The organism is Pseudomonas sp. BE134, from assembly GCF_031456105.1.
Classification (GTDB): domain Bacteria; phylum Pseudomonadota; class Gammaproteobacteria; order Pseudomonadales; family Pseudomonadaceae; genus Aquipseudomonas.
The window spans coordinates 25,066-50,052 of sequence record NZ_JAVDUA010000010.1 but is presented as its reverse complement, the minus strand read 5'-3'; the positions used below and the strand labels follow the sequence as shown (position 1 = coordinate 50,052).

Annotated in this window: 26 protein-coding genes and 1 pseudogene; 18 read left to right on the top strand and 9 right to left on the bottom strand. The window is 57.9% G+C overall.

Annotation, left to right across the window (positions count from 1 at the left end; translation table 11 throughout):
• Positions 1-23: 23 nt before the first annotated feature.
• The 3 genes and pseudogenes from J2Y56_RS10615 to J2Y56_RS10605 all read left to right on the top strand — a co-directional run.
• Complete coding sequence (locus J2Y56_RS10615) at positions 24-635, top strand: TetR/AcrR family transcriptional regulator (RefSeq protein WP_007946291.1); 612 nt, start codon at positions 24-26, stop codon at positions 633-635.
• A complete protein-coding gene (locus tag J2Y56_RS10610; protein WP_405046848.1) occupies positions 532-1,230 on the top strand; it encodes a DUF6130 family protein in 699 nt (232 codons plus the stop codon). The genes J2Y56_RS10615 and J2Y56_RS10610 overlap by 104 nt, the downstream gene beginning before the upstream one ends.
• Positions 1,184-1,324 (top strand): annotated as a pseudogene (locus J2Y56_RS10605) (LysR substrate-binding domain-containing protein); the annotation flags it as partial. The gene J2Y56_RS10610 and the pseudogene J2Y56_RS10605, both read left to right, overlap by 47 nt.
• Before the next feature lie 286 nt (positions 1,325-1,610).
• On the opposite strand, the gene J2Y56_RS10600 reads toward J2Y56_RS10605, so the two are convergent.
• Positions 1,611-2,228, bottom strand: coding sequence for a dTMP kinase (locus tag J2Y56_RS10600; RefSeq protein ID WP_150780809.1), 618 nt, complete (start codon positions 2,226-2,228; stop codon positions 1,611-1,613).
• A 240-nt stretch (positions 2,229-2,468) separates the two neighbouring features.
• The gene (gfa, locus tag J2Y56_RS10595) at positions 2,469-3,047 is read right to left on the bottom strand and encodes an S-(hydroxymethyl)glutathione synthase (protein WP_007946287.1); all 579 of its coding nucleotides are present in this window, start codon (positions 3,045-3,047) and stop codon (positions 2,469-2,471) included.
• 317 nt (positions 3,048-3,364) lie between these two features.
• Between gfa and J2Y56_RS10590 the strand changes: the two genes are divergently transcribed.
• From J2Y56_RS10590 to J2Y56_RS10580, 3 genes are read left to right on the top strand one after another with little or no spacing between them, the layout of a single operon-like run.
• Positions 3,365-4,267 carry a universal stress protein gene (locus J2Y56_RS10590; protein WP_007946286.1) on the top strand — a complete coding sequence of 301 codons (903 nt, stop codon included), beginning with the start codon at positions 3,365-3,367 and terminating at the stop codon, positions 4,265-4,267.
• On the top strand, positions 4,268-4,471 hold the full coding sequence (locus J2Y56_RS10585) for a hypothetical protein (RefSeq protein WP_310350030.1): 204 nt from the start codon (positions 4,268-4,270) through the stop codon (positions 4,469-4,471). It abuts the gene before it with no gap.
• A gap of 49 nt (positions 4,472-4,520) precedes the next feature.
• A complete protein-coding gene (locus J2Y56_RS10580) occupies positions 4,521-5,363 on the top strand; it encodes a hypothetical protein (RefSeq protein ID WP_310350028.1) in 843 nt (280 codons plus the stop codon).
• Between the two features lie 105 nt (positions 5,364-5,468).
• Here the strand turns inward: J2Y56_RS10580 and J2Y56_RS10575 are convergent, their stop codons facing one another.
• Positions 5,469-5,954: an adenosine-specific kinase gene (locus J2Y56_RS10575; protein WP_310350136.1), complete on the bottom strand. Its 486-nt coding sequence runs from the start codon at positions 5,952-5,954 to the stop codon at positions 5,469-5,471.
• 270 nt (positions 5,955-6,224) lie between these two features.
• Between J2Y56_RS10575 and J2Y56_RS10570 the strand changes: the two genes are divergently transcribed.
• The 7 genes from J2Y56_RS10570 to J2Y56_RS10540 are packed head-to-tail and all read left to right on the top strand — an operon-like array spanning position 6,225 to position 12,567.
• A complete protein-coding gene (locus J2Y56_RS10570; protein ID WP_310337760.1) occupies positions 6,225-6,902 on the top strand; it encodes a thermostable hemolysin in 678 nt (225 codons plus the stop codon).
• Positions 6,892-8,373 carry an AMP-binding protein gene (locus J2Y56_RS10565; protein ID WP_310350025.1) on the top strand — a complete coding sequence of 494 codons (1,482 nt, stop codon included), beginning with the start codon at positions 6,892-6,894 and terminating at the stop codon, positions 8,371-8,373. The genes J2Y56_RS10570 and J2Y56_RS10565 overlap by 11 nt, the downstream gene beginning before the upstream one ends.
• On the top strand, positions 8,370-9,044 hold the full coding sequence (locus J2Y56_RS10560; RefSeq protein ID WP_310337756.1) for an iron-containing redox enzyme family protein: 675 nt from the start codon (positions 8,370-8,372) through the stop codon (positions 9,042-9,044). The genes J2Y56_RS10565 and J2Y56_RS10560 overlap by 4 nt, the downstream gene beginning before the upstream one ends.
• Entirely contained in the window at positions 9,031-9,840 is an 810-nt protein-coding gene (locus tag J2Y56_RS10555; RefSeq protein ID WP_310337754.1) for an SDR family oxidoreductase, read from the top strand. The genes J2Y56_RS10560 and J2Y56_RS10555 overlap by 14 nt, the downstream gene beginning before the upstream one ends.
• Complete coding sequence (locus J2Y56_RS10550; RefSeq protein ID WP_310350023.1) at positions 9,837-10,481, top strand: tetratricopeptide repeat protein; 645 nt, start codon at positions 9,837-9,839, stop codon at positions 10,479-10,481. The genes J2Y56_RS10555 and J2Y56_RS10550 overlap by 4 nt, the downstream gene beginning before the upstream one ends.
• Positions 10,482-10,492: 11 nt before the next feature.
• Complete coding sequence (locus tag J2Y56_RS10545) at positions 10,493-11,155, top strand: response regulator (protein ID WP_310350021.1); 663 nt, start codon at positions 10,493-10,495, stop codon at positions 11,153-11,155.
• Entirely contained in the window at positions 11,152-12,567 is a 1,416-nt protein-coding gene (locus J2Y56_RS10540) for an ATP-binding protein (RefSeq protein WP_310337750.1), read from the top strand. Before J2Y56_RS10545 ends, J2Y56_RS10540 begins: the two co-directional genes overlap by 4 nt.
• Here the strand turns inward: J2Y56_RS10540 and J2Y56_RS10535 are convergent.
• From J2Y56_RS10535 to J2Y56_RS10525, 3 genes are all read right to left on the bottom strand, one after another.
• On the bottom strand, positions 12,564-13,241 hold the full coding sequence (locus J2Y56_RS10535) for a hypothetical protein (protein WP_310350019.1): 678 nt from the start codon (positions 13,239-13,241) through the stop codon (positions 12,564-12,566). The two genes, J2Y56_RS10540 and J2Y56_RS10535, sit on opposite strands and share 4 nt — an antisense overlap.
• A gap of 60 nt (positions 13,242-13,301) precedes the next feature.
• A complete protein-coding gene (locus J2Y56_RS10530) occupies positions 13,302-14,663 on the bottom strand; it encodes an MFS transporter (RefSeq protein ID WP_150780799.1) in 1,362 nt (453 codons plus the stop codon).
• A 170-nt stretch (positions 14,664-14,833) separates the two neighbouring features.
• Entirely contained in the window at positions 14,834-15,619 is a 786-nt protein-coding gene (locus tag J2Y56_RS10525) for an IclR family transcriptional regulator (RefSeq protein ID WP_310337744.1), read from the bottom strand.
• 315 nt (positions 15,620-15,934) lie between these two features.
• On the opposite strand from J2Y56_RS10525, the gene J2Y56_RS10520 reads away from it, so the two are divergent.
• Complete coding sequence (locus tag J2Y56_RS10520; protein ID WP_310350017.1) at positions 15,935-16,375, top strand: tryptophan-rich sensory protein TspO; 441 nt, start codon at positions 15,935-15,937, stop codon at positions 16,373-16,375.
• A gap of 235 nt (positions 16,376-16,610) precedes the next feature.
• Here the strand turns inward: J2Y56_RS10520 and J2Y56_RS10515 are convergent, their stop codons facing one another.
• Both J2Y56_RS10515 and J2Y56_RS10510 read right to left on the bottom strand, forming a co-directional pair.
• On the bottom strand, positions 16,611-16,826 hold the full coding sequence (locus J2Y56_RS10515; protein ID WP_310337741.1) for a DUF4287 domain-containing protein: 216 nt from the start codon (positions 16,824-16,826) through the stop codon (positions 16,611-16,613).
• A 196-nt stretch (positions 16,827-17,022) separates the two neighbouring features.
• Positions 17,023-17,907 carry a LysR family transcriptional regulator gene (locus J2Y56_RS10510; RefSeq protein WP_310350015.1) on the bottom strand — a complete coding sequence of 295 codons (885 nt, stop codon included), beginning with the start codon at positions 17,905-17,907 and terminating at the stop codon, positions 17,023-17,025.
• Between the two features lie 121 nt (positions 17,908-18,028).
• Here J2Y56_RS10510 and J2Y56_RS10505 point away from each other — a divergent pair, with 121 nt between their 5' ends.
• Together J2Y56_RS10505 and J2Y56_RS10500 are read left to right on the top strand one after the other, a co-directional pair.
• On the top strand, positions 18,029-19,678 hold the full coding sequence (locus J2Y56_RS10505) for a GMC family oxidoreductase N-terminal domain-containing protein (protein ID WP_310350013.1): 1,650 nt from the start codon (positions 18,029-18,031) through the stop codon (positions 19,676-19,678).
• Positions 19,679-19,811: 133 nt separating this feature from the next.
• A complete protein-coding gene (locus J2Y56_RS10500; RefSeq protein ID WP_310337736.1) occupies positions 19,812-21,434 on the top strand; it encodes an MFS transporter in 1,623 nt (540 codons plus the stop codon).
• 52 nt (positions 21,435-21,486) lie between these two features.
• On the opposite strand, the gene J2Y56_RS10495 is transcribed toward J2Y56_RS10500, so the two are convergent.
• Positions 21,487-21,855 (bottom strand): DUF427 domain-containing protein, encoded by a 369-nt coding sequence (locus tag J2Y56_RS10495; RefSeq protein ID WP_007946264.1) that lies wholly within the window; start codon positions 21,853-21,855, stop codon positions 21,487-21,489.
• A gap of 271 nt (positions 21,856-22,126) precedes the next feature.
• Here J2Y56_RS10495 and J2Y56_RS10490 point away from each other — a divergent pair, with 271 nt between their 5' ends.
• Both J2Y56_RS10490 and J2Y56_RS10485 read left to right on the top strand, forming a co-directional pair.
• On the top strand, positions 22,127-24,076 hold the full coding sequence (locus J2Y56_RS10490; RefSeq protein ID WP_310350012.1) for a DNA topoisomerase III: 1,950 nt from the start codon (positions 22,127-22,129) through the stop codon (positions 24,074-24,076).
• 236 nt (positions 24,077-24,312) lie between these two features.
• Entirely contained in the window at positions 24,313-24,942 is a 630-nt protein-coding gene (locus tag J2Y56_RS10485; RefSeq protein ID WP_310337733.1) for a glutathione S-transferase, read from the top strand.
• Positions 24,943-24,987 lie beyond the last annotated feature (45 nt).

Sequence of the window (24,987 nt, the reverse complement as noted above, 5' to 3'; positions counted from 1 at the left end):
TTCGGGGCCGGGCAACGGTAATCATGATGACCAAGATTGCAACCACTCATGTCAGTAACGCATCGGCGTCCAGGCTGGAGGCTATCCGCAGTGTTGCTCTGCGCATGTTCGTCAATGAGGGGTATCAGGCCGTGAGCTTGCGTCAGCTTGCCGAGCACGCAGGGTTGCAAGCGGGTTCGCTTTATCACTACATCGAAAGCAAACAATGCCTTCTGTTCGAGTTCATTGAGGAACATGAATATCACCTGCTCCACTGCGTCAGCAAAACGCCCCTTGCCCGCTTCGATCCAAGGTCTGCATTAGGGCACTACCTCGGCGCTTACTTGCGGTTCGCGTTGCCACGGCGCCAGTGGCACATACTGTCCACGCGCGAGAGCTACTGCCTGGAGCCCGTTCGAAGGGAGAAAATCGAGGGATTGCGCGCCAGGCAGGCGCAGCTTTTGAAAGACATTATTGCGCTGGGTATTGCTGGCAAACGGTTCCAGGTCGATGACCTGAACATCACGGTGGCCGCCGTGCGGGCCATGCTTGATGGCGTGGTGCTGGGGCCGCTCATTCATGATTTCCGCACGGAGGTACTCATCAGGGACGTACAACGGATGGTGCTTCGGTCACTGCTCACTGACCGGGAATGATCTAGTCTTTAATCAAATCACGCGGGAGAAAAATGCCATGCCCGTCGCCCTCGGAAAACTGCCGTCCCTTGCTTTGGGTTTCTTCTTTTGCACAGCTGCGTGCGGTCAAGGGGTAGCAGACACACATCCCCCACCGGCACTACTCCCATTGGAATCCGAGACGGCACCCAAACTCATTGCCTATCCACCGCTTGCCGAGCCGCTCGCCCGCGGTGTTGTCATTATCCAGTATCAAACAGAGCACACCAGGATCATGCCGGTTTTTGGCAAAGCGGCTGTTGAGGTATCACCGCGTCTCGGTCACCTTCACGTGACCGTCGACGACTGGAAAGGGACGTGGGCGCACACCAGTGAAGATCCGATTATCCTGGTCGGACTGACGCCCGGCACTCATAAGGTTCTTCTTGAAGTGGCCGACCCGACTCACAAAATCCTCACCAGTACGACGGTGAGTTTTACAGTGCCGGAAAAAAACCAACGGGCGCCCCCACATCGACGATGGTCACGCAGTAAAACCCTGACTGTTGAGTGTTCATGGCTAAGACTTCGCGCTTGCTGGCGTCGGACTTGCTCATCTTCCCGAAGACATCGTTGAACAGGATATTTTGGAAGGCCGCCTGCTACGTGTATTAGACGATTGGAGTCCTGCGGTGACCGGTTATCACCTCTACTATCCAAGCCGCAGGCAGCCAAAGCATTCTCGCCCCGATCCTGACAGTCAAACCTGCTCTCAGGCCCCATTGTGTGTCCGGGGCCGAGCGGCCAATTGCGAGCGGGGCGTCAAGATGGCCAAGGCAACCGCCACGATGAAGAGCGCCGGCACGTCACCTGCCAAGTGCCCCATTTGCCCCAGAAAAAGGGGACCCCAGAAAAAGGGGACGGATTTATATTTCCGTTGGACAATAAATCCGAGAATCATCTGGCCAGCCTCCCCGCCTCACGGAGGTGGCGCAAAATTCAAGGTGCAAACTTCGCCTACTGGACATCGAGGACTCTATAGATCTCAGAAACCACCTGCATCGTTGCGTCTTCGATCGTTCCTTCATTACGGCATAAAACCCAGCCGTGATCGGCAGTCGCTCGCTCGAACGCCTTGGTACAAGCGACATGTTCTTCCAGCTTATGGATCACCGTACTGCTCAGCCCACGTCGTCGTGCCGCTGCCCTCGCCCATGAAATATCAGGGTCGGTGACAACCCCGACATGCAGGTCTGGCACTCGCACGTTTCGATCAATGTTCAACTGGAGAATTTCTGCAAACGGGACTATCCGGCGAAACGCGGCATCAGACGGGTACCAGCGATCTATCAGGATGATGCTGTCTGGTGGCTGTTTCGCCAGCACGTGCCGGGATATCCAGGTACGGCTATCAGCAAGGCGCTCACAAACCCCCAACTCCAGATCCCGGGTGGGATTTCTGACGAGCTTGTTAACGAGGGCCATTGTTTCGCCCCTATAGGGATCGCTTTTTTTCTCGCAAAGTCGGATCACCTTTTTGTTGTCTGCCCTCAGTACTTTCGTAATGGCCTCCAACAGTGTGGTTTTGCCGGTTCCCTTGGGCCCATCCAGAGAAACAAACAGCGGACGATTCATGCTTCAAACAACGATTGATGTACGGTTTTTTTTGCCCGGTTCGTTCGCTGCAATTGCTTGGCGCGACGATGCGAATCGAGTGGCGGGCCCTTATGAACAGGCATTGATGAACACTCTAACGAGGTTTTTGGCAAATCCGACATTTTCCTGAAGGGCCTGAATTGGCCGATTGCGCTTGAAGAAGATTCTACCGGTGAATCGGAGCCGCGGTCCGGAAAAGAAACCGCGGCGACCGATCAATCAGGCGGTAGGGAGCAGGCCTTTCTGTTTGGCGACATGAGTCGCCAGTGCGTCCATCAGGTCCGGGGACAGGCAGTCATAGGGTTCCAGGCCGAGCGAGCGCAAGCGCTCGCGGATAGCCTTCATTTGCGCTGGCGGTGTGCCGGTTTCGATGATGGATGACACGAACGCCGCGAATCCCGGCGCAGCCCATCCGCTCTGTGGCGAAAGCTCGGTGTGGACGAAGTCCAGACCATAAAACGCATGGTCCTTGTTCTCGATGCGCCCAAAGAGATGGGCGTGACACTGCTGGCAGGCGTGGCGCCGGATGGTGGCGGATTCGTCGACAATCGCGAGTTTTTCGCCGTGGGCAATGACGCTGACCTTGTCTCGGGGCACCACGGCGATGACGGCGAATGTCGCGTTTTGTGGTTTCCAGCATTTGCTGCAGCCGCACGCGTGGTTATGCAGCGTTTGTGCGTCGATCCTGACCTCGACCTTGTCGGTCGCACACAGGCATTGCAGGGTGCCACCTGTGAAATTCGCGGCGGCGGGTTGGATACCATTGTCCAGTGCGGGGTGAAGTTGCAAGGTGCTCATTCTGGCTTCTCCGTTTCGTTGGTTCCCCAGATCAAGAATAGTCTGCGATGACGCCGCGAGCGTGGCCAGGGCCAGCGCACGGGTGATGCCTACCTGATGCGGGTAACCGGGAAGGTGAATTAGTCAAAAAAAGCGTCACGGCAGACCCTCACTGTTGCCGCTGACGCACCCCAATTGCCATATGCGCGCCGATGTTGGAATCCAGGCGTATATTGATAGTGTTGGTCCAGATAGTTGAGGCGATAGTCAATCGTCGGTGGTGTGACAGGCAAAGGTGCTGGGGGCGCTCGATATCCCGGAACGTTTGGAGGTGTTACATGAGCCAATATCAACGACTTTTACTGATAGCCGGTCCCGCCATGCGTCACACCCCGGCGTTGGAGCGAGCGGCAGCCATCGCCGAAGCCACTGGTGCAGCGCTGCACATCACGGTGTTTATCGAAGACTCCCACCTCTTGGGCTTGAAGAGCGCCGGTGCGCGGTTTCGTGAGGTCTGTCAGCAAGAGAACGAAACATGGTTGAAGGATGAGGCCGATCTCATCCGGGGGCGCGGGGTCGTGGTGAGTACCGAAGTGCTTGTTACGCGAACCGCGCTGCAAGAAATACTTCGGCATGTGGCAGAAATGCAGCCGGACCTGGTGATCAAGGACGTGCAACACGAGTCAGCGCTCAAACGCGTGTTCATTACGCCTCTGGATTGGCACCTGTTGCGCGAATGCCCGGTGCCCGTGCATCTGGTCAGCGAAGTCAGGTGTCCACTTCCGCGGGTGGTCGTGGCGGCAGTCGATCCGTCGCGCCCCGAGACTCAGATCACTGGCATCAACGACCGCATCATCCAGGCCGCGAACGGATTGTCGATGCAATGCAGCGCGGAGCTGCATCTGCTGCATGCCTACGATCTATCGCAGACACATATATCCGACGCAGGCGCCGGTGCAGTGACAATGCCGGGCTTCAGCAGCGATGTACGCAAGTCACTGAAGAAGTCATTTATCGCATTGGCTGCCCACTACGGCGTGCCCACTGAGCGACAACACTTCGTTGAGGGGCCGCCTGGCAAAGCGCTGGCCGACTTTGCAGCGCATCACCGAGCCGATGTGATTGTCATGGGAAATGCGCATCGCAAGGGACTGGGCAAATGGGTGGGTAGTACGACAGAGCATGTTCTGTATCAAGTGCCCTGCAACATTTTCGCCGTTACCGGATCTGCGGATCAGTGAATGGATTCGCTATTAACCGGCGCTCTGCAATTCACAGTTTGTAGCCAATCAAGAAAAAAGAAAAAGGGGACAGATTTATTTTCTACTTTTTTCCCAGAAAATAAATCAGAAAATAAATCCGCCCCCTTTTTTCTGGAAAATAATTCCGCCCCCTTTTTTCACTTTTTTGTAAATACCGTTCACCATGAGCGAAATATGCAATAGAAACACCTCGTGACGATGATATCGTCTAAATAAAAAGAGGGTTATTTCAATGCCGCTTATCAAATCAGTATCCAGCCCACAAGATTTCGAAAGCTTCGATAATTGCGCTACGGGTTCATTCGGAACACTGAATGATGCGTGCATCCAACTGCTAAACAACCTATCAGACCATCCTCATTTTGATGATGGATTAGGTCATGAGATTCATCGCACTGGGGAGTTACGATCAGCAGCAGAGACAAGTCATTTTCAGGTATATGACTACATCGCCAAACACACGAACCCTCACCAGATATCAGGCATGCTTAACAATCTATTTTCGTGCTTCTCCACTGGCGCACTTAACCAGAATTGTATTATTTGCAGCAAGGCTGTGGAGCGCAATTTAGAAGCGGTGGTGAAGGGAGTGATCAATGATTTCTGGGTTGCCGAGAGTACCAAACAAGGCTACCTTCCATGCAACATCTCCCCTGAAACCTATTCGGCTTTCCTGCCTATGCCCGACGAAGCACTCTCCCGGCAACTTCTTGACAATACCCAAGTCAACAACCGATACATCATATCCATCCCTGTTAAAAACAAGGGATTCGGCCACGCAGTGAACTTGATCAACTCAAACAATGGAGTGGTAGTCATTGATGGTCAGTTCGGAAAAACCTACAATCTTAATACACATCAGGGGCGGTATAGATTCGACAGCAACTACGGCACTGGAAACACCCCCATCCCGGTACAAATTTACCTGACTGGAGAAGCGCCGAAGGCATTAAATTATATCGAAAGCGAGCAATTAGATGATTGGGAAATCATAGATCCCTCACCAACCGACGATGTAGATCTTGTCGATAAAAACGAGCATTTGGATGATTGGGAAATCATAGAAAAAAAGTAAAAAAAGAAAGCAGATTTAAATACCGAAAAACAAATCCCTGCCTTTCTTAAATAAATCCGTCTCTTTTTTAGTCTCTTTTTTAGTAATTAACCGGCGCTCTGCAATTCACAGTTTGTAGCCAATCTGCCGCAAGAAGTTCTTGCGCCACAGGATGTCGTCGTCACCTTCAATCTCATTGGCACAGAAGCCATCCACTACGCCCAGGATGGCTCGCCCTTGTTCCGTCTCAGCGAGAATCACTTCAGTCGGATTGGCGGTTGCACAAAAAATACGGCAGACCTCCGGGACCATTTTGAGGGTGTTTAACACGTTCAGCGGATAGAAACCGTCGCCCAGGAAAATGATGAAGCTATGGCCTGCGGCGATGGCTTTCGCATTTTTCTGTGCAAGTTCAATCATCGAGGTATCGGTGCCAGACCATCGCACCAGGCATTTGCCAGAGGCTTCACAAAAGGCCACACCAAACTGGATACCTGGCACGGCATTGACCAACGTTTCGTGGATATCCTCGACGGACTTGATGAAGTGCGTCTGACCCAAAATGAAGTTCGTTACGTCCGGCTTGTCGATTTTCAACGTGATGAGTTGCATCTCAACACCTCCTTTCACGATGTTGATTCCAGAGACTGGCAATAGACCAAGCATAGCTACTCAGTTGATAGTGCTCCGGCCACTGACTGCTTTTGACTGTGACAACGACCACTGGTCGCTATGGAGAAACTGGCGGCGTGAAAACCGTAAAGGAAGTCCCGGCTCCTACTCTCTGAAGACAACTCCCCTCCCCCATTTTCGCCACCTTCAGACTCTCTTAAGTAATGCCGTTGATACTCCTCCCGAACTGACCCGTGGAGGCGTCTTCCAATGCCCGATTTTGACTGGAACATTGCGCTTCCCCTGCGTTTCGGCAAACCCGAAACCGACCAGATGAGTTTGGACAGAGCCCTGCCGGACGAGCCCCGGCGCCCTCTCTTCGAAGATTTTATCCAGCAACGTTTCCGCAAGGCCCACGGTGCTGACATCCGCCATTTCATGCCCGAGCTGTTCGGCATGAGCAACGCGCAGGGCGAACTCTGTGCGGTGGCCGGGATTCGCTTGGCGAATCTCGGCCCGTTGTTTCTGGAGCGTTATCTGGACGAATCAATCGACCCGTTGATCAGCGCTATTGCCGACGGCCCCGTGGACCGCGCAAGCATCGTCGAAGCCGGCAACCTGGCCGCCAGCGACACCGGCAGCGCACGCATGAGCATCATCGCCATGACTTACCTGCTGGCCATGGGTGACCTGGAATGGGTGGCCTTTACCGGCAACGTCGGCCTGGTCAACAGCTTTCATCGCCTGGGCTTGAACCCCGTGACGCTCTGCACTGCCGATCCCGAGCGGCTGGGTGATGAACGCCACCATTGGGGCAGCTATTACGACAGCAAACCCTGGGTGCACGTTGGCAACATCCGCTCAGGCTTCATCCATCTGCAAAACGGTGGAGTGTTCGATCGCCTGGGGTTGCCAACGCCCAACGAGGCATCCAGCAATGTCGCCTGAAATCGAACGTTTCAAGCAGACCCTGCGCGACCATGCTGAACGTATTCCCGGCGCCACTGCGTTGTGGGGCGATCAGCTGAAAGTGGACTACACCACGCTGTACGACCAAGTGCTGACTCGCCAGCAGCGTCTGCGCAATGAACACATCAAGGTGCTGGCTCTGGCGCTGGACAATGGCGTGGAAGCGATGCTCTGGGACCTGGCCGCGCTCTTCGAAGGCCTGACCTGCCTGACGTTGCCGCCGTTTTTCAGCCCGGCTCAACGCCTCCATTGCCTGGAACAAAGCCACGCCGAACGGGTGATTGCCGAGCCGCAACTGGACGCCGAACTGCAATTGGCCGGGTACGAGAAAACCGGTGAGTTCTGGTGCCGGACCTTCGTTGACTCGAACCGCATGCCCGAATGGACCGCCAAACTGACCTTCACCTCCGGCACCACAGGGACACCCAAAGGCGTGTGTCTGAGTGCGCAAAGCCTCTTGACCGTCGCACGCGAACTGGATCAGGCCAGCAAACCCACTGACCCGCAGCATCACCTGGCGCTGTTGCCTTTGGCGATCCTGCTGGAAAACCTCGGTTGCTATGCCGCCTTGTATGCCGGCGCAACCTTGAGTGTGCCCAGCCAGAAAACCCTGGGTATTGAGGGTGCCAGCGGCGTTGATGTGCCACGGCTGCTCGGCTGCCTGGCCGCCCGTGCGCCCGAGAGCCTGATTCTGGTGCCGCAGTTGTTGTTGATGCTGGTCGGTGCCGCCGAGCAGAAAGCCTTCAACCCCGGCACATTGCGCTTTGCCGCCGTTGGTGGCGCGCGGGTTTCCGAGGAATTGCTGTACCGCGCGCGACGTGTCGGCCTGCCGGTTTACGAAGGCTACGGACTGTCGGAGTGCGCCTCAGTGGTCTGCCTCAATCGGCCCGGAGCGCATCGCCCCGGCAGTGTGGGCAGGCCCCTGCCCCACCTAGAGGTTTGCCTGGCAGAGGACGGTGAAGTGCTGGTCAAGGGCTCGACCTTGCTGGGCTATCTGGGCGAGGCGCTGCATGCAAATGAATGGTGGCCGACCGGCGACCTCGGCGAGTTCGACCCCGAAGGTTTTCTCTACCTCAATGGGCGCAAGAAGCATCAATTCGTCACCAGTTTCGGGCGCAACGTGAACCCGGAGTGGGTCGAGGCCGAGTTGACCCAGCGCCGCCACATCGCCCAGGCCTTCGTCTACGGCGAAGCCATGCCGCGCAACCATGCCCTGCTCTGGCCCCATCGCCCGGCGTGCACCGACGAAGAACTGGCCGCTGCCGTCGCCCAAGCCAACGAGGCCCTGCCCGATTACGCCCAGGTCCATCACTGGACTCGGCTAAATCAACCTTTCACACCCGCCAATGGCCTGCTCACCGCCAATGGTCGACTGCGCCGTGACGCCATCGTCGAGCATTACCGGGCGCAACTGTCTGAATCGGCACTTTCCGAGGAATCCGCATCATGAGCTTTTTCGACCGACTGCAAGCAGCCACGCAACAAGAACGCCATGCGTTGTTCAATCTGCCGATCATTCTCGACGCCCTTGAGGGCAAGGTCAGCCTGGACAGTTACCGGGCGTTTCTGGCGCAGGCCTATTACCACGTGCGCCACACGGTTCCCTTGATGATGGCCTGCGGTGCGCGTCTGCCGATGCGTCTGGAATGGCTGCGTGAAGCCGTCTGCGAGTACATCGAGGATGAATATGGCCACGAGCAATGGGTACTCAATGACATCGAAGCCAGCGGCGGCGACAGGGACGCGGTGCGCAACGGTCGTCCGTGCATGCCGATCGAATTGATGGTCAGCTTTCTCTACGACCTGATCGCCCGAGACAACCCGGTCGGCCTGTTCGGGATGGTCAACGTTTTGGAGGGCACCAGCATCGCCCTGGCCACCCACGCGGCCGGCAGCATCCGCGAGCGCCTGGACTTGCCGGAAAGCGCCTTCAGCTACCTCAGCTCTCATGGCTCGCTGGACATCGAACACATGCAAACCTATCGCCGGCTGATGAATGCCCTCGACGATCCGGCAGACCAGGCGGCCGTGATTCACGCCTCCAAAGTGGTGTACGCGCTCTACACCGACATGTTCCGTGGCTTGCCGCGCAATGAGGAGAGACTGTATGCAACTGCATGAAGCTCGCGTGGTACTCACCGGTGCCAGCGGTGGCATCGGCCTGGCGATCGCAACCGCCCTGTGCGCCAGCGGTGCCAAGGTACTGGCTGTGTCGCGGCAAAAGGAACCGTTGGCGCCATTGTTGACGCGCTATCCGCAACACCTTTGCTGGGTCGGCGCGGACTTGACCGATCCGGCCGATCGACGTCGGGTGCTCAGCGCCGCCGAAGTCATGGGTGGAATCAACCTGCTGATCAACGCCGCCGGGGTCAACCAATTCGCCATGCTCGAACAACTGGAGGACGGTGACATCGACGCCATGCTGGCGGTGAACATCAGCGCGCCGATCTGCTTGACCAAACTGTTGCTGCCGATGCTCAAGCAAGCCCGGAGCGCTATGGTGGTGAACGTTGGTTCAACCTACGGCTCCATCGGCTACCCCGGTTATGCCAGCTATTGCGCCACCAAATTTGCCTTGCGCGGGTTTTCCGAGGCCTTGCGCAGGGAACTGGCGGACACCCGTGTCAGCGTGCTCTATGTCGCCCCGCGCGCCACCCGCACCCGCATGAACAGCCCGGCGGCGCAGGCCTTGAACGATGCGCTCAAGGCAAACGTCGATGATCCGCAAACGGTCGCGGCCGCGGTGATGCATGCGATAGCGAGTGATCACCGTGACCTGTACCTGGGCTGGCCGGAGCGTTTTTTCGTGCGCCTGAACAGCCTGCTGCCCAATCTGGTGGACCGAGGCTTGCGCAAGCAATTGCCGCTGATCCGTCGCCTGAGCGAAAATCCCGATAACGAGCATTTAAAACCATGAAAAAAATCATCGCTTGCCTGATGCTGGGGGCCTTGAGCCAAAGTGCCTGGGCGCTGGACCCCGCCGACCAGCAACGCCTCAAGGGCATTCAACAAAGCTGGGCGCACATTCAATACGAAGTCCCCGAAGCGCAACGCACCGCAGCGTTTGAAAAACTCGCGGCCCAGACTTCCGCGTTCGCCCAGGAGCGCCCATCGGTGGCAGAAGCCTGGATCTGGTCCGGCATCGTCACCAGCGGTTGGGCCGGTGCACAGGGTGGACTCGGTGCGCTAAGCAAGGTCAAGGTGGCGAGAGCCGATCTGGAAAAAGCCCTGACTCTGGACCCGAAAGCCCTGCAAGGCTCGGCCTACACCAGTCTGGGTGCGCTGTATGACCGCGTACCGGGCTGGCCCATCGGTTTCGGTGACTCGGACAAGGCTGAACAGTTACTCAAACAGGCCTTGCAGCTCAACCCGGACGGTATCGATAGTCTGTACTTCTGGGGCGATCACCTCTACCGTCAAAAGCGTTACAGCGAAGCTAAACTTGCACTGCAAAAAGCCCTGCAAGCCCCCCCAAGGCCAGGTCGGGAATCCGCCGATGCGGGGCGGCGTAAAGAGATCGAAGCATTGCTGGTGGACGTGAACAAGAAACTCGCCTGACAGGAGTTCGTGTGCGCTTATTACTGATCGAGGACGACGTTGCCCTCGGCGAGGGCATTCATCAAGCCTTGGGCCGCGAAGGTTACACCGTCGATTGGGTACAGGATGGCGCCAGCGCCTTGCACTCGCTGCTGAGCGAAACGTTTGACCTGGCCGTGCTCGACCTCGGCCTGCCGCGCATGGACGGGCTTGAAGTGCTGCGTCGCCTGCGGGACAGCGGTTCCAACCTGCCGGTGCTGATCCTCACCGCGCGGGACGCGACCGAAGACCGCATTGCCGGGCTGGACGCAGGGGCTGACGATTACCTGATCAAGCCCTTTGACCTGGCGGAACTCAAGGCTCGCCTGCGAGCCTTGCTGCGGCGTAGTGTCGGGCGCGCGCAGATGCTGATCGAACACGCCGGCATCAGCCTGAACCCCGGTACCCAGCAAGTCAGTTATCACGGCGAGCCGGTAGCACTGACACCCAAGGAATATCAGTTGCTCCACGAACTGCTCTCGCCCCCTGGCCGGGTCATGACCCGCGATCACCTGATGCAGTTGCTTTACGGCTGGAACGAGGAAGCCGAAAGCAACACCCTGGAAGTGCACATCCACCACTTGCGCAAAAAATTCTCCACCGACCTGATCCGCACCATTCGCGGTGTCGGTTATCTGGTGGAGGAGCGTCGATGACGTCGATCCGGCGCCGCAGCCTCACGCTCATCATTGGCCTGATGCTGGTCGGCGTGACAGTGATCAGCCTGCTCAATCTGCACGACAGCAATCACGAAATCGCCGAAGTCTATGATGCCCAATTGGCTCGAAACGCCCGGTTGTTGCAAGGTGTGATGCGCATGCCCATGGCCAGCAAGGATCACGCCGCGCTGTATCAAGCATTCAACAAAGCCCTGGGTGAAGCAGCGCCCAGGGGTGACGGCCACCCTTATGAAACCAAACTGGCTTTTCAGGTGTGGAATGGCCACGGCGAAGTGCTAGTCCACACGGCCAGCGCGCCCTCCTTCAGCACACCGCCATCGACACCCGGTTTCAGTGATGTGGTCGACCAGACCAACCGCCACTGGCGCGCTTTCTTGCTTGAAGACAAACAAAATGATCTGAAAATCTGGGTGGGAGAACGGGACGACGTGCGTTCGGATCTAGTGGATCGGATCGTACGCCATACCTTATGGCCCAATGTACTGGGCAGTCTGATTTTGGCGGCATTGATCTGGGTCGCTATCGGCTGGGGCCTCAAACCTCTGGAAAACATGGCGGCGACCTTGCGGGCGCGGCACAGCGGCTCGCTGGAACCGTTGCAACTGACCCCGCTGCCCAGTGAACTGGAGCCGATGCAAGCGGCGCTCAATCGCATGCTGGCGCAGATCCAGGAAGTGCTGGGCCGCGAACGCCGCTTCATCGCAGATGCCGCCCACGAAATGCGCACGCCCTTGGCGGTACTGCGCGTGCATGCACAAAACCTGCTGGAGGCCGGCACCGAAGAAGAGCGCCGTGACTCCCTGGAATTTCTGATCGCCGGCGTCGACCGCACCAGCCGCCTGGTCAATCAATTGTTGACCATGGCCCGCCTGGAACCCAAAGCCATGGCGCCGACGTTGCACAGCATCGACCTGGCCGAAGTCGTGCGCGACTGCCTGGCACAGCTCACGCCCTGGATACTGAGTAAAAACCTTGAGCTGGCCTTCGACGTCCAGGACCGCCCCTTTAAAGTCGTCGCCGACGCTGCCGCCATCGACATTGCGCTGAATAACCTGATCAGCAACGCGGCAAACTTTTCACCCGAACAAGGCGTGATCACCGTGCAGCTGGGTCAGGCCGACGGCTTCTATTTACTGAGCGTCGAGGACCAGGGGCCAGGCATCGACGAAGCGGATCGCGAGCGGTTGTTCGAACGGTTTTACAGTCGCGGGAATGTTCAGGGTGCGGGGCTCGGGCTGACCATTGTCAACACCATCGCCACTCGGCTGGGCGGACGCATCACGCTGGTCAACCGACCGGAAGGCGGTTTGTGTGCGACGCTGGCTATTCCTGATAGCCAGACACGTGCCGCTTTACCGCAGATTACCGACGAGTTGCCGCCCCACTAGCAGATTTCATTGTTGCCTTGGTGGCAGGAGAACACCGCTTCGTAGATCTCGAATTCATTGGCTGCCATCAGCAATTCTCGCGCGCAGTTCACGGCGCGTTCCAGGGCGGCATTATCAAGTGCCTGGATGATCAACAACCCCGAAAATTCTCCTTCCTGGCTGCTACGCATCGACTTCTCGCGAGTGGCGATAGACGTGGCGTCGGTCTGCACGGTCATCATCTGAACGTTTACGACCCAATCCAACTCCGCCAGCGTCTCGGCCAGTTGAAGTCCCTTCGACCCTGTCAATGCGTCAGGCAGCACGCCATCGAAACGCGCAATGGCGAGATGACTTCCATGTGCGTCGACATTACCGCCACTCACATCGACCGAGCCGCCACCGCGACGGAACTGCATCAGTTGGGGCATGACCCGTTGCGTCCAGGGAGTAGGATCATTGAGTCGTGCGAGATACGCCGGGCTGGACATCACGCTGGCTACAGCCAACTCATACAACATGAAATATTGCGATGGCTGACTGTCGCGCCGCCTGAACACACGGCCAGAGAGAAAGCCCGGCACGCTGACGCGCTCGAAAATATGTTCGCGTGTAAGCCAGTGCAAATAGTCTGTTTCCGCCTCCGCCGCAATCGTGCTCCAGATCGCAAGCAAGCCTTTGGATTGGTCGGTCATCAATGTTCTCGCTTTTACGGTTTCGATGTAGCGGTGCGACCAGCGCACCGCTGGATTAGATCAAGAGTTCGCGTGACGCACTTGCGCATGCTGGTTGCCGGCGACCTCGTCGACTGAATCGAGGCGATTCATGTCGACACCCGCTGTTTCCGGACCTATTGCAATCATGCAGAAAGAGATCACGTTCAGCGTTCCGACAAGGGCCACGAGCGCCCATGGCGAGCCGTTGCTCAAGTTCAAGAGCCAGGTTGCGACAATGGGAATCGGGCCACCCGCGAACAGGCTAGCGCCCGTGAAAGCCAGCGCCGAAGCGGAATAGCGGACATTGGTCGGAAATGCTTCGGCGAACGCAACAGGCTGAATACCGGTCTGGACTTGCGTGAAACCCAAGAACAAGCCCATTGCAATCGCCATCGTGGCGAAGTCTTTGGTTTGAAGCAAAGGAAAGTACAGCATCATCATGATAAACGTCGCGGTCGACGCGATAAGGAGAGTGCGCTTGCGCCCGATCCGGTCACTGAGCAGGCCGCCCATAATTGAACCGACTATGGCGCAGGCATTAGCAATCATTAACAGCGTAAACCCCGTCTGTTTAGGAACACCGAGGGTATTCGTCAAATAGCCGAGGGTGAACACAACGGCGAGATAGAACATTGCCGTAGGGCCGCAGAAGAACAGCATCAGCCGCAGAATGGTTTTCCAGTGAAGTCTGAAGGCGTCGCGAAGTGGGCTACTGACCGTCGCGACTGCCGACTGTTTCATCTGTACAAAAGCGGGCGTCTCCTCTACTCGCATTCGTATGTAGATACCCACTAGAACCAACACAAAGCTCATGACGAAGGGGATTCGCCAGCCGTAACTCATAAAGTCATCTGCGCTCATGGAGGCTGAAAGCAGAAGGAGCACGGCATTGGCGACTATCTGACTGAGCGGTGCGCACATGCCGATGAGACCTGAATAACGGCCGCGTCGGGCCGCAGGCGCATGTTCGAGCGCCATGAGTTGCCCGCCGGTCGATTCTCCCCCCAGCGCAAATCCCTGAATGATGCGCAGCAACACCAGCAAGATGGGCGCGAGTATCCCGATCTGCGCATAGGTCGGCAGCAATCCCATCAGCATGGAAGTAATACCCATTGCCGATACAGTGCCGAGCATCAAATTACGCCGGCCAATCTTGTCACCCAAATGGCCACAGATAATGGCCCCCAGTGGCCGTGCAGCGAGGCCCACGCTGAAAGTGGCCAAAGATGCCAACAGCGCAGAACCAGGCTCCATCGCAGGGAAGAACAACTTGGGCAACACGGTGGCTGCAACAACCCCGTACAACGTGAAATCGAACCATTCCAAAGCGGTTCCGACCGTGGCAGCGGTGACTGCCCGATTCGCCATGGACCGCGACGAACTGTTTGAATCGTTCTCCATACTTATTACCTCCGCTGTACAAGATGCTCGCAGATGCAAACATCAGTACTGTTTATTGTTAGTTATTGTCAGGTATACGAAGTACTGCAGTTTAAGTTTTAACTTACCGCACAGGCACAGGCACAGGTTGACCCGCCAACTTAATCGAGAAAGTTGACAGGTTAATTTGATTAGTTAGATGCGCGACGCATTATCGGTGAAACTCCACTTGCCTCAGATAACTCTGCGGCCGTCGACAGGAGCGCCGGCAGAAGCTCCTTCATTCTTTGTTGCGTGAGCCGTGACATCGGTCCTGCAATAATGAGAATCGCGCCAACTTCGCCATTGCCGGTAGTCACCGTCGTCGCCAGGGAACTCATTGCTGGCAAGAACATATCTTGCGTCGTGGCGTAGCCGTTCTGGCGTGCGGCTTCAATCAACGGAAGAAGGGTTTTGAAGGTAGTGGGTGCGCTGGGACCAAAGTTGGCTGGCAGGCCAAATCCTTGTCCGGAGACAAGCCGCATGATGTCTTCGTCAGTCTTTCCGGCCAGCCAGCTTATACCGGCGGCACTGCACGACAGGGTGACCGGGCGGCCCATCTCCGGGTCATAGCGCAACCCTTCCCGTGCGCCCTGGGCCTTGGCGACATAGACCAGTTGCTCCCCATCAACGACGGCCAGGCGCACCAACTCTCCCGATATTACGGCCAGGCGTTCAAGGATCGGCTGAGCAATATCAACCACTCCGCCGGCGCTCAAGAAGCGCAGCCCCAGGGATGGCAACTTCATGGTCAAGGTGAACTCACCTCGTCTTTCGTCCTTGCGGACGTAGCCCTGCTCAATCAAATCCGCGAGCAACCGGTGTATGGCCGTGATAGGCAGATCGAGAACAGCCGTGAGTTCAGAGAGCGTCATGCCCTCCGGCGAGTTTGCAAGCTCTTCCAAAACACGAAGGATGCGTTCAGCAACGGCGCTCATAGATGGTCGTAGTCCAAGCGGTTACAGGGCCGAAATTGGCAACTGACTCACTATAGTGAAAAGCGTTTTCAAAATGCAAACTGTTTTCACTTTTTCATTTTCTGGGTGGATCAGTGATGCCGGCCGCCCGTGTCCTGACGGTCGACGGAAGCCGAAATGCACAGTCAGTTTTTTGCATCTCCCACAGGCTCACTTACCGTGCGCTGGGAAATGTCGCTCATCAAACCAAACTTTTCGCCTCGCTGGGCGTCCTCTCTTTAATGCTGCTGACATGGCATTGCCCACCAAACATCCGACTCCAGAAAAGGACCTGCGATGAGTTTTCTGATTTTTCTTCTAGCCTGCGGTGCTGCGGCAAGCACAGGCTTCTTTTTTAAACCGGGCCACTGGTACGAATCGCTCGCCAAACCCGGTTTCACGCCCCCCAACTGGGTGTTTCCGGTCGCTTGGTCAACTATCTATCTATTGCTTGCCTGGGCCGGGTACCGCTTGACCTTGATACCTGGAAGTCAGGTGGTGCTGGGTTTATGGGCGGCGCAGATTGCGCTCAATACACTGTGGACGCCGGTATTTTTCGGCGCGCAGCGTATGTTCGCCGGCATGGTGATCCTGGCGACACTCTGGCTTGTGGTATCTGCAATGGTGGTGATGACATTGCTGCTTGATATGATCACCGGGCTGATCCTGTTTCCTTACCTTGTGTGGCTTTGTGTTGCCGCTGCGTTGAATTTTTCAATCTGGCGCCTTAACCGCTGATGATGAATTCCGTTCGCTGGCGTTGGCCAGCAGGGATTTGGTGTCGTACTTGGGGTTGTCATTGCTTCAGTCAAAAAAATCCATGTGGGAGCGAGCCGGCTCGCGATGACGGTGTGTCAGTCAACATCCATGTTGGATGTACTGCCGCCATCGCGAGCAGGCTCGCTCCCACAGTTTTTTGTGTTTTATCTGATGGGTATTGGGAGGACATAAATATGCCGCTTCCCATTCAGATTCACTTTTTACCTGCGGCCAAATAATGCCCAACCAAAGCATTGGCATGGCCATGTCCCAAACCATGTTCTGTCTTCAGCCAGGCCACCATTTCCATGTGCTTCTTGCCGCTCAGTGTTTCTAGCAGATCCAGCCAGTGGCTGATGGGCTGCCCATATTTTTTTTCGATTGAAGGGAAGTACGACGCCGGGCCTTTTACTTTTGTATCGTCTGACATGCTGCAAGCTCCTTGTCTTCAACTCACAAATTGAAGGCCAGGACCGCCGCGCAGTCCAGCACAAACAACCTCGCCGTTAATACAAATCGATTGAAGCTATCGCGAAGAACTCTAATGAACTGTTAGTTCTAACAGGTCATTTTCAGTTAAGCCGGGGCTAAGGTGCCGTGCCAAAGAGTGTCGGCACGCTCTGAAGCTATCCCAACAACAACCCCTGCTCCGCTTCACACAACCCCACCACATAATCCCAGACCACCCGCAGCCTGACCGACTTGTGCAGTTCGCGCCGGGTACTGATCCAGTAGGTGCGTTCAATACTTTCCTCCGGCAACAACGGAACCAGATCCGGATCGGCACTCGCCATGTAGCACGGCAACACGGCGATGCCCAACCCCGAACGCGCGGCCTGTTGCTGGGCGATGACGCTGGTGCTGTGAAACACCACGCGCGGATTGCGGCAGAAGCTGTTCAGGAACATCAATTCCTGGCTGAACAGCAGGTCGTCGACGTAGCCGATCCAGGCATGGCGACCGAGGTCTTCGCGGCTGCGCAATGGCGCTGATCGGTCGAGATACGCCTGGCTGGCGTAAAGGCCCAGGCGATAGTCGGTGAGTTTGCGCGTGACCAGCATGTCGGCGGCCGGGCGTTCGAGGTGGATGCTGATTTCGGCTTCGCGGTTGAGGATGCTGACAAAGCGCGGCACGGCCACCAGTTCCACTTCAAGCCCTGGATAGCGTTCGAACAAACCGTTCATGCGGCTGGCGAGAAACATGATGCCCAGCCCTTCCGTCACGCCAACGCGAATCTTGCCCAGCGGCGCGGTGGATTGGGTGATTTCCTCCTGGGCCAGCAACGCGACGTTTTCCATGGCTTCGGCGTGTTTGAGCAGCGCTTCGCCGGCCGGGGTCATTTCGTAGCCTTGGGCATGCTGTACGAACAGCGCCGTGCCGAGGCTCTTTTCGATGGCCTCGATGTGCCGGGCGACGGTGGCGTGGGTGGTGTTCAATCGGCGGGCAGCGGTGAGCAAACGCCCGCTGCGCTGCAACTCGAGAAAAAACCGCAGGTCATTCCAGTCGAACATGATCCTTCCTTGAGGCAAGGCTGTTTAAAAACGCACAGCGGCTGCGCAAAAACTAACATTCTTTTGCCGAAAGCTAACAACTAGGATGACTGACAACAAGAACAACAATAAGAGGTCAGGGATGCAGACTTCCCTTGATGAGTTCGACTACATCGTGGTCGGTGCCGGGCCGGCAGGTTGTTTGCTGGCCAATCGACTGTCGGCCAACCCGCAACACCGAGTGCTGCTGCTCGAAGCCGGCGGCCGCGATAACTATGCTTGGATTCACATTCCCGTGGGTTACCTGTTCTGCATCGGTAACCCGCGCACCGACTGGTGCTTCAAGACTCAGGCGCAACCCGGTCTGCAAGGGCGCACCCTGAGCTACCCGCGCGGCAAAGTGCTCGGTGGCTGTTCTTCAATCAACGGCATGATCTACATGCGCGGCCAGGCCGGCGACTACGACAGCTGGGCCGCGGACGGCAATCCAGGCTGGAGCTGGAAGGACGTGTTGCCGCTGTTCAAAAAGAGCGAAAACCATTTTGCCGGCGACTCCGAATTTCACGGCGCCAGCGGCGACTGGCGGGTCGAGCGTCAGCGGCTGTCGTGGCCGATTCTCGATGCCTTCCGCAGCGCCGCCGAGCAAAGCGGCATCGCCAGCATCGATGATTTCAACCAGGGCGATAACGAAGGCTGCGGCTATTTTCAGGTCAATCAGAAGGCCGGGATCCGCTGGAACGCAGCCAAGGCGTTTCTCAAACCGATCCGCCACCGCGCCAATCTCACGGTGCTGACCGACGTTGAAGTCGATCGCGTATCGCTCGACAACGGCCGTGCATCAGCCGTCATTACACGCTACCAAGGTCAGGCGAAAACCTTCAAGGCGCGCAAGGAAATCGTCTTGTGTGCCGGCTCCGTCGGCTCACCGGGCATCCTCCAGCGCTCCGGCATCGGCCCTCGCCCGCTGCTGCAAAAACTGGGGATCGGCCTGGCCCATGAGCTGCCGGGGGTGGGCGGCAATCTGCAGGATCACCTGCAACTGCGGCTGATCTACAAACTGGAAAACGCCCGCACACTGAACCAGATCGCCGGCAGCGTGTGGGGCAAGATGGGCATGGGCCTGCGCTACCTGTATGACCGCAGCGGCCCGCTGTCGATGGCACCAAGTCAGCTCGGTGCGTTTGCTCGCTCAGGACCGGAACAGACCTCGGCGAATCTCGAATACCACGTGCAACCGTTGTCGCTGGAACGCTTCGGCGAGCCGTTGCACCCCTTCCCTGCCTTTACCGCCTCGGTCTGCGATCTACGGCCGCACAGCCGTGGCCGGGTGGACATTTGCTCAACCGACCCGAAAGCCGCGCCACTGATCCAGCCCAACTATCTGAGCCATCCGGAGGACTTGCGTGTCGCCGCCGACGCCATTCGCCTGACTCGCCGCATCGTCGCCGCACCGGCGCTGCAAGCGTTCAACCCGGTCGAGTACTTGCCCGGTGCGCGCTTGCAGACCGAGGAAGAATTGCACGAAGCCGCTGCGCAGATCGGCACCACTATTTTCCATCCGGTCGGCACTTGCCGGATGGGTAATGACGCGGACGCGGTGGTTGATGCCGAGTTGCGGGTCCATGGCATTCCTGGATTGCGCATTGCCGATGCTTCGATCATGCCGCGCATCACCTCGGGCAATACCTGCTCGCCAACGCTGATGATCGCCGAAAAAGCGGCGCAGCTAATACTCGAATCCAACGACAACACAATCCCTGTGGGAGCGAGCCTGCTCGCGATGACGGACTGACATTTAACATCTACGGTGACTGATGCACCGCCATCGCGGTTAGCGCTTGGTTCACGGACATTAAGCTTCACCCCAGCAAGGAACACGCAACACCAGTGGAACAACAAAAACAATCACTGAGAGGGATACCGAAATGTCAGAACATGTTCAGCCTCTGGACGCCGTGCCGGTCGAGACGATCAGCCACGACACCCGCAAAGTCATCTTCGCTTCATCGCTCGGGACGGTCTTCGAGTGGTATGACTTTTTCCTCTATGGCGCCCTCGCGGCGGTGATCAGCAAACAGTTTTTCGCCGGGGTGAACGACACCACGGCGTTCATTTTTGCGTTGATGGCCTTCGCGGCGGGCTTCGTGGTGAGGCCTTTCGGTGCCCTGGTCTTCGGACGACTGGGGGACATGATCGGGCGTAAATACACGTTCCTCGCGACCATTGTGCTCATGGGCCTGGCGACCTTCTGCGTTGGCTTGCTGCCGACCTACGCGAGCATCGGCATCGCCGCGCCAATCATCCTTGTGGTGCTGCGCATGCTTCAGGGTCTGGCGCTGGGCGGTGAGTACGGCGGCGCTGCCACCTACGTCGCGGAACACGCACCGATGGGCAAACGCGGCTTCCACACCAGCTGGATTCAATCCACCGCGACCCTCGGCCTGTTGCTGTCGCTGCTGGTGGTGCTCGGCTGCCGCTACTTCACCGGCGACCAGTTCGAAGTCTGGGGCTGGCGCATTCCGTTTCTGTTTTCGATCATTCTGCTGGGCATCTCGACCTGGATTCGCCTGAGCCTGCATGAATCGCCGGCCTTCGTGAAAATGAAAGCCGAAGGCAAACTCTGCAAGTCGCCCCTGCGCGATTCCTTCGGCAAGTGGGAAAACCTCAAAGTCGTGCTGATAGCCCTGTTCAGCATCAACGCCGGGCAAGCAGTGACCTTTTACGCCGCGCAGTTTTACGTGCTGTTTTTCCTGACGCAATTCCTGAAAATGGATCCTGCCCTGGCCAACGGCCTGCTGATCGTCAGCGTGATCATCGGCGCGCCGTTCTTCATCTTCTTTGGCTGGCTGTCGGACAAGGTCGGGCGCAAGCCGGTGCTGATGATCGGCCTGCTGTTGGCCACTGCACTGTATTTCCCGATCTTCAAATCCCTGGCGCATTACGCCAACCCGGCCATTGACCAGGCCAGCCGCCAGGCGCCGATTACCGTGTTGGCCGACCCGGCGACGTGCACGTTCCAGTTCGACCCGGTGGGCAAGGCGAAATTTGACAGCCCGTGCGACAAGGTCAAAACCTTTCTGGTCAAGCAAGGCCTGCCTTACGCCAGCGCCGCCGCACCTGCGGGCAGTGGCGTGCAGGTCAGTGTCGGTGACGTGACGCTGGACGGCTTCGACGAAGCGGCCCTGCGCGGTGCGGTGACCCTCGCCGGCTATCCGTCAAAGGCTGACATGCAGCAAATCAACAAGCCGATGATCGTCGCGCTGATCGTGATCCTGATCATCATTTCGGCCATGTGCTACGGCCCACTGGCTGCGCTGATGGTCGAACTGTTCCCGACTCGCATCCGCTACACCTCGATGTCGCTGCCCTATCACATCGGCAATGGCTGGTTTGGCGGGTTCCTGCCGACGGTGTCGTTCGCGTTGGTGGTCTACACCGGGGACATCTTTTACGGCCTCTGGTACCCAGTGGTGATCACTGCGGTGAGCCTGGTGGTGGGAATGATCTGTCTGCGTGAGACCAAAAACGTGGATCTCGATAAAAACTGATGGGGCTGTGTGGCGAGGCCCCCCTCGCCACGTACCTTTGGGAAAACGACCCTCAGACCTCAGAGTCGAGTAGTTCGAACTTCACCTGATCCGGATAGAACGCCACATATTCGCGAATCTGCTCAACGGACACTTTGGGGTCTTCATAACTCCAAACCGCATTCGCGCCTTCATGCCCCGGGACTTGCAAACTGAAATAGCTGGCATCGCCCTTGTAGGGGCAATAGCTGGTGTGATCGGTGCGGGCGAAATATTTTTCGTCGATATCTTCGCGCGGCACGTAATACACCGGTGGGTAATTGGCCTCCAACAACACCAGTGCGCGCGCGGACGCGGCCACCTGAATGCCATGAAATTTCACCAGCAGGCAGCCCGGCTGCTCGGCGATGGTAATGACAGGACTAGGAGCGGAGCTTTTCATGGAATACGTTCCTCATGACGGTGATAAACCTGTGGGAGCGTGCAGTGCGGCGATCCGTCTTGCCCGCGATGGGTCGCGCAGCGGTCCCGACACCTGAGACCCCATCTGTCAGGTATAACCCAAAATTCGCCTTGTCTACGGCCTCGCAGCCGAACGGGGCGTTTCGACGGCAGCAACGCTTTGCTGTACATCCATACAGATAATGATTGATCGATTGCTCATCACCGGCCATTCTGTGCGCCTCTTGCCTACTTGATGAACGATGGTGGTTATGCGGCTGTACCTCTGTGAAAAACCTTCCCAGGCAAAAGACATTGCGGCAGTGCTCGGCGCCAAGCGTCGGGGCGATGGCTGCTGGCTGGGAACAGACGTCACGGTGACCTGGTGCATCGGCCACTTGCTGGAAACCGCGCCGCCGGACGCCTACGACGCGCGTTACAAACGCTGGGTACTGGCGGACCTGCCGATCATCCCCGAGAAATGGAAGATGACCGTCAAGCCGCGCACAGCCAGCCAGTACAAAGCCGTCAAACGCTTGCTCGGCGAGGCCGATGAGCTGGTGATCGCCACCGACGCCGACCGTGAAGGCGAGATGATCGCCCGCGAACTGGTGGAGCACTGCCGCTATCGCGGGCCAATCCGCCGGCTGTGGCTGTCAGCGCTGGACGATGCGTCAATCCGCAAGGCACTGGCCGCGCTCAAACCGGGGGCCGAGACGTTCAGCCTTTATCATTCAGCGTTGGGCCGCTCCCGGGCCGATTGGCTGATCGGTATGAACATGAGCCGGTTGTTTACGTTGCTGGGGCGTCAGTCCGGTTATCAGGGCGTATTGCCTGTGGGTCGGGTGCAAACGCCAACGTTGCGACTGGTGGTGGATCGCGATCGCAGCATTGCCGATTTCGTCCCGGTGGCCTACTGGGCCATCGACGTGCAACTGTTGCACGAGGGTACGGCGTTCACCGCACAGTGGCGCGCGGCATCCGACGCTTGCGACGATCAGGACCGCTGCCTGAACCAGTCCCTGGCGCAAGACGCCGCCCGAGCGATGGGCAACGCCGCGAGTGCACGGGTGATCAAGCTGCGCACCGAGCGAATGCGAGAAGTGGCGCCCCTACCGTTCGATCTGGGCACCTTGCAGGAAGTCTGCTCGAAGAAGCTCGGGCTCGGCGCCCAGGAAACCCTCGATATCGCCCAGGCGCTCTACGAAACCCACAAGGTCATCACCTACCCGCGCAGCGATTGCGGTTTCCTGCCGCTGAGTCAGCACAGCGAAGCCCCGGGCATTCTCGCCGCATTGCGCCAGGCCGATCCGTCCCTGAACGCGCTGAACGATCACCTGGAACCGCAACGGCGCTCGCGGGCCTGGAACGATGCCAAGGTCACGGCTCACCACGGCATCATCCCGACGGCAGCGGCGAAGAATCTGGATCGACTGGTGGGCAAACAGCGGGCGGTCTACACGTTGATCCGCGCCCGGTATCTGGCGCAGTTCCTGCCCAATCATGAATACGATCGCACCCAGGCCGATTTCAACTGTGCCGGTGAAGCCCTGCGCGCCGTTGGCAAGCAGATCGTCGAGCCTGGCTGGAAACGTGCCCTGCCAGAAGCCCTCGCCCCCGCCAAGGGCCGCGAGGCGCCCGCGCCCCAAACCCTGCCGGCATTGGCCGAAGGGCTGGATTGCGCAGTCGCCGACGTGAAGCTCAAGGACCTGTGGACGCAGCCCCCCAAACCGTTCACCGAAGGCGACCTGATCAAGGCCATGAAGAACGTGGCCAAACTGGTGGAAGATCCGCTGCTCAAACAGAAACTCAAGGACACCACCGGCATCGGCACCGAGGCGACACGCGCCTCGATCATTCAAGGCCTGCTCGACCGTGGTTACCTGATCAAGAACGGCAAAGCCCTGGCCTCCACCCCGGCGGCCTTTAGCCTTATCGATGCCGTGCCGCGTGCGATTGCCGACCCTGGCACCACGGCGATCTGGGAACAGGCACTGGACATGGTGCAGAGCGGCGAAATGAGCCTGGAAGAATTCGTCACCAAACAGGCGGCGTGGATGAGCAAGCAAGTCGCCCGCTGTGCCGGTCTGAGCCTGACCATCAGCGGGCCGGCCAGCCCGGCCGGGCGTGGCGCTGCGCCATGGAAGAACAAACGCAAACCAGCGAAGCGCAAACCCTCTACGGGCAGCAAACGCCCCGCGAAACCGGCAAACAAGGCGTGATGGCACTTCGAATGAACGAAGATGGTCTATTGTTCTTCAAACCCGGCGACCGCCTGTTTTTGAAAAGACATCGCAGCCTCGTTTCACTCGACAGCTGCTACAAATCCCCTCAACAGCTCTGACTCACCACCCTCCCCGTAGCAGCTGACGAGCAACGCGAGGCTGCGTCTGGGATTTGCCTGACAAAACGCGATTGCCCGGTGAGGCTCAAGACGGTACCTATAGGAATCTTATTTATGATCATCGTGCATCACCTGAACAACTCCCGTTCCCAGCGCATACTCTGGTTGCTGGAAGAGCTGGCTATTCCTTACGAGCTGAAAAGTTATCAGCGCGACCCGAAAACCAATCTCGCGCCACCGGAACTGAAAGCGATCAATGCGCTGGGAAAATCGCCGGTCATTGAAGACGGAACGCAGACGCTGATCGAGTCCGCGGCGATCATCGACTACCTGATTCGTCGCCATGGCCAGGGTCGCCTGCAACCCGATCCGTCCACCCCCGCCTACGACGAATACGTCCAATGGCTGCACTTCGCCGAAGGCTCGGCCATGCTGCCGCTGATGTTGAACCTGTATGTCGGACGCCTGGGTGAAGCCGGTGCACCGCTGCATCCGCGCATCAATTCGGAAGTGGCCAATTACCTGGGCTACCTCGACACCGCACTGAGCCAGTCCGAATACCTGCTCGGTGACGAGTTCAGTGCCGCCGATATCCAGATGAGCTTCATTGGTGAGATCGCCAGGGCCCAGGGCAAGCTGGGCAACTACCCTCATGTAGCGGCCTGGGTCGATCGCTTCCAGGCACGCCCGGCCTACATCGCCGCATTGAAGAAAGGCGGGAAGTACGACTTCGCGCCGCACTGAGTGATCCTGACAAGGCCATGGACGGCCCTGCGCGATCTGGAGCGC

Excerpts from the sequence above, each read along its gene's own strand:
- J2Y56_RS10615 (WP_007946291.1), top strand. The coding sequence starts at position 24 with ATGATGACCAAGATTGCAACCACTCATGTCAGTAACGCATCGGCGTCC.
- J2Y56_RS10610 (WP_405046848.1), top strand. The coding sequence starts at position 532 with ATGGCGTGGTGCTGGGGCCGCTCATTCATGATTTCCGCACGGAGGTAC.
- J2Y56_RS10600 (WP_150780809.1), bottom strand. The coding sequence starts at position 2,228 with ATGAATCGTCCGCTGTTTGTTTCTCTGGATGGGCCCAAGGGAACCGGC.
- gfa (WP_007946287.1), bottom strand. The coding sequence starts at position 3,047 with ATGAGCACCTTGCAACTTCACCCCGCACTGGACAATGGTATCCAACCC.
- J2Y56_RS10590 (WP_007946286.1), top strand. The coding sequence starts at position 3,365 with ATGAGCCAATATCAACGACTTTTACTGATAGCCGGTCCCGCCATGCGT.
- J2Y56_RS10585 (WP_310350030.1), top strand. The coding sequence starts at position 4,268 with ATGGATTCGCTATTAACCGGCGCTCTGCAATTCACAGTTTGTAGCCAA.
- J2Y56_RS10580 (WP_310350028.1), top strand. The coding sequence starts at position 4,521 with ATGCCGCTTATCAAATCAGTATCCAGCCCACAAGATTTCGAAAGCTTC.
- J2Y56_RS10575 (WP_310350136.1), bottom strand. The coding sequence starts at position 5,954 with ATGCAACTCATCACGTTGAAAATCGACAAGCCGGACGTAACGAACTTC.
- J2Y56_RS10570 (WP_310337760.1), top strand. The coding sequence starts at position 6,225 with ATGCCCGATTTTGACTGGAACATTGCGCTTCCCCTGCGTTTCGGCAAA.
- J2Y56_RS10565 (WP_310350025.1), top strand. The coding sequence starts at position 6,892 with ATGTCGCCTGAAATCGAACGTTTCAAGCAGACCCTGCGCGACCATGCT.
- J2Y56_RS10560 (WP_310337756.1), top strand. The coding sequence starts at position 8,370 with ATGAGCTTTTTCGACCGACTGCAAGCAGCCACGCAACAAGAACGCCAT.
- J2Y56_RS10555 (WP_310337754.1), top strand. The coding sequence starts at position 9,031 with ATGCAACTGCATGAAGCTCGCGTGGTACTCACCGGTGCCAGCGGTGGC.
- J2Y56_RS10550 (WP_310350023.1), top strand. The coding sequence starts at position 9,837 with ATGAAAAAAATCATCGCTTGCCTGATGCTGGGGGCCTTGAGCCAAAGT.
- J2Y56_RS10540 (WP_310337750.1), top strand. The coding sequence starts at position 11,152 with ATGACGTCGATCCGGCGCCGCAGCCTCACGCTCATCATTGGCCTGATG.
- J2Y56_RS10535 (WP_310350019.1), bottom strand. The coding sequence starts at position 13,241 with ATGACCGACCAATCCAAAGGCTTGCTTGCGATCTGGAGCACGATTGCG.
- J2Y56_RS10530 (WP_150780799.1), bottom strand. The coding sequence starts at position 14,663 with ATGGAGAACGATTCAAACAGTTCGTCGCGGTCCATGGCGAATCGGGCA.
- J2Y56_RS10525 (WP_310337744.1), bottom strand. The coding sequence starts at position 15,619 with ATGAGCGCCGTTGCTGAACGCATCCTTCGTGTTTTGGAAGAGCTTGCA.
- J2Y56_RS10520 (WP_310350017.1), top strand. The coding sequence starts at position 15,935 with ATGAGTTTTCTGATTTTTCTTCTAGCCTGCGGTGCTGCGGCAAGCACA.
- J2Y56_RS10515 (WP_310337741.1), bottom strand. The coding sequence starts at position 16,826 with ATGTCAGACGATACAAAAGTAAAAGGCCCGGCGTCGTACTTCCCTTCA.
- J2Y56_RS10510 (WP_310350015.1), bottom strand. The coding sequence starts at position 17,907 with ATGTTCGACTGGAATGACCTGCGGTTTTTTCTCGAGTTGCAGCGCAGC.
- J2Y56_RS10505 (WP_310350013.1), top strand. The coding sequence starts at position 18,029 with ATGCAGACTTCCCTTGATGAGTTCGACTACATCGTGGTCGGTGCCGGG.
- J2Y56_RS10500 (WP_310337736.1), top strand. The coding sequence starts at position 19,812 with ATGTCAGAACATGTTCAGCCTCTGGACGCCGTGCCGGTCGAGACGATC.
- J2Y56_RS10495 (WP_007946264.1), bottom strand. The coding sequence starts at position 21,855 with ATGAAAAGCTCCGCTCCTAGTCCTGTCATTACCATCGCCGAGCAGCCG.
- J2Y56_RS10490 (WP_310350012.1), top strand. The coding sequence starts at position 22,127 with ATGCGGCTGTACCTCTGTGAAAAACCTTCCCAGGCAAAAGACATTGCG.
- J2Y56_RS10485 (WP_310337733.1), top strand. The coding sequence starts at position 24,313 with ATGATCATCGTGCATCACCTGAACAACTCCCGTTCCCAGCGCATACTC.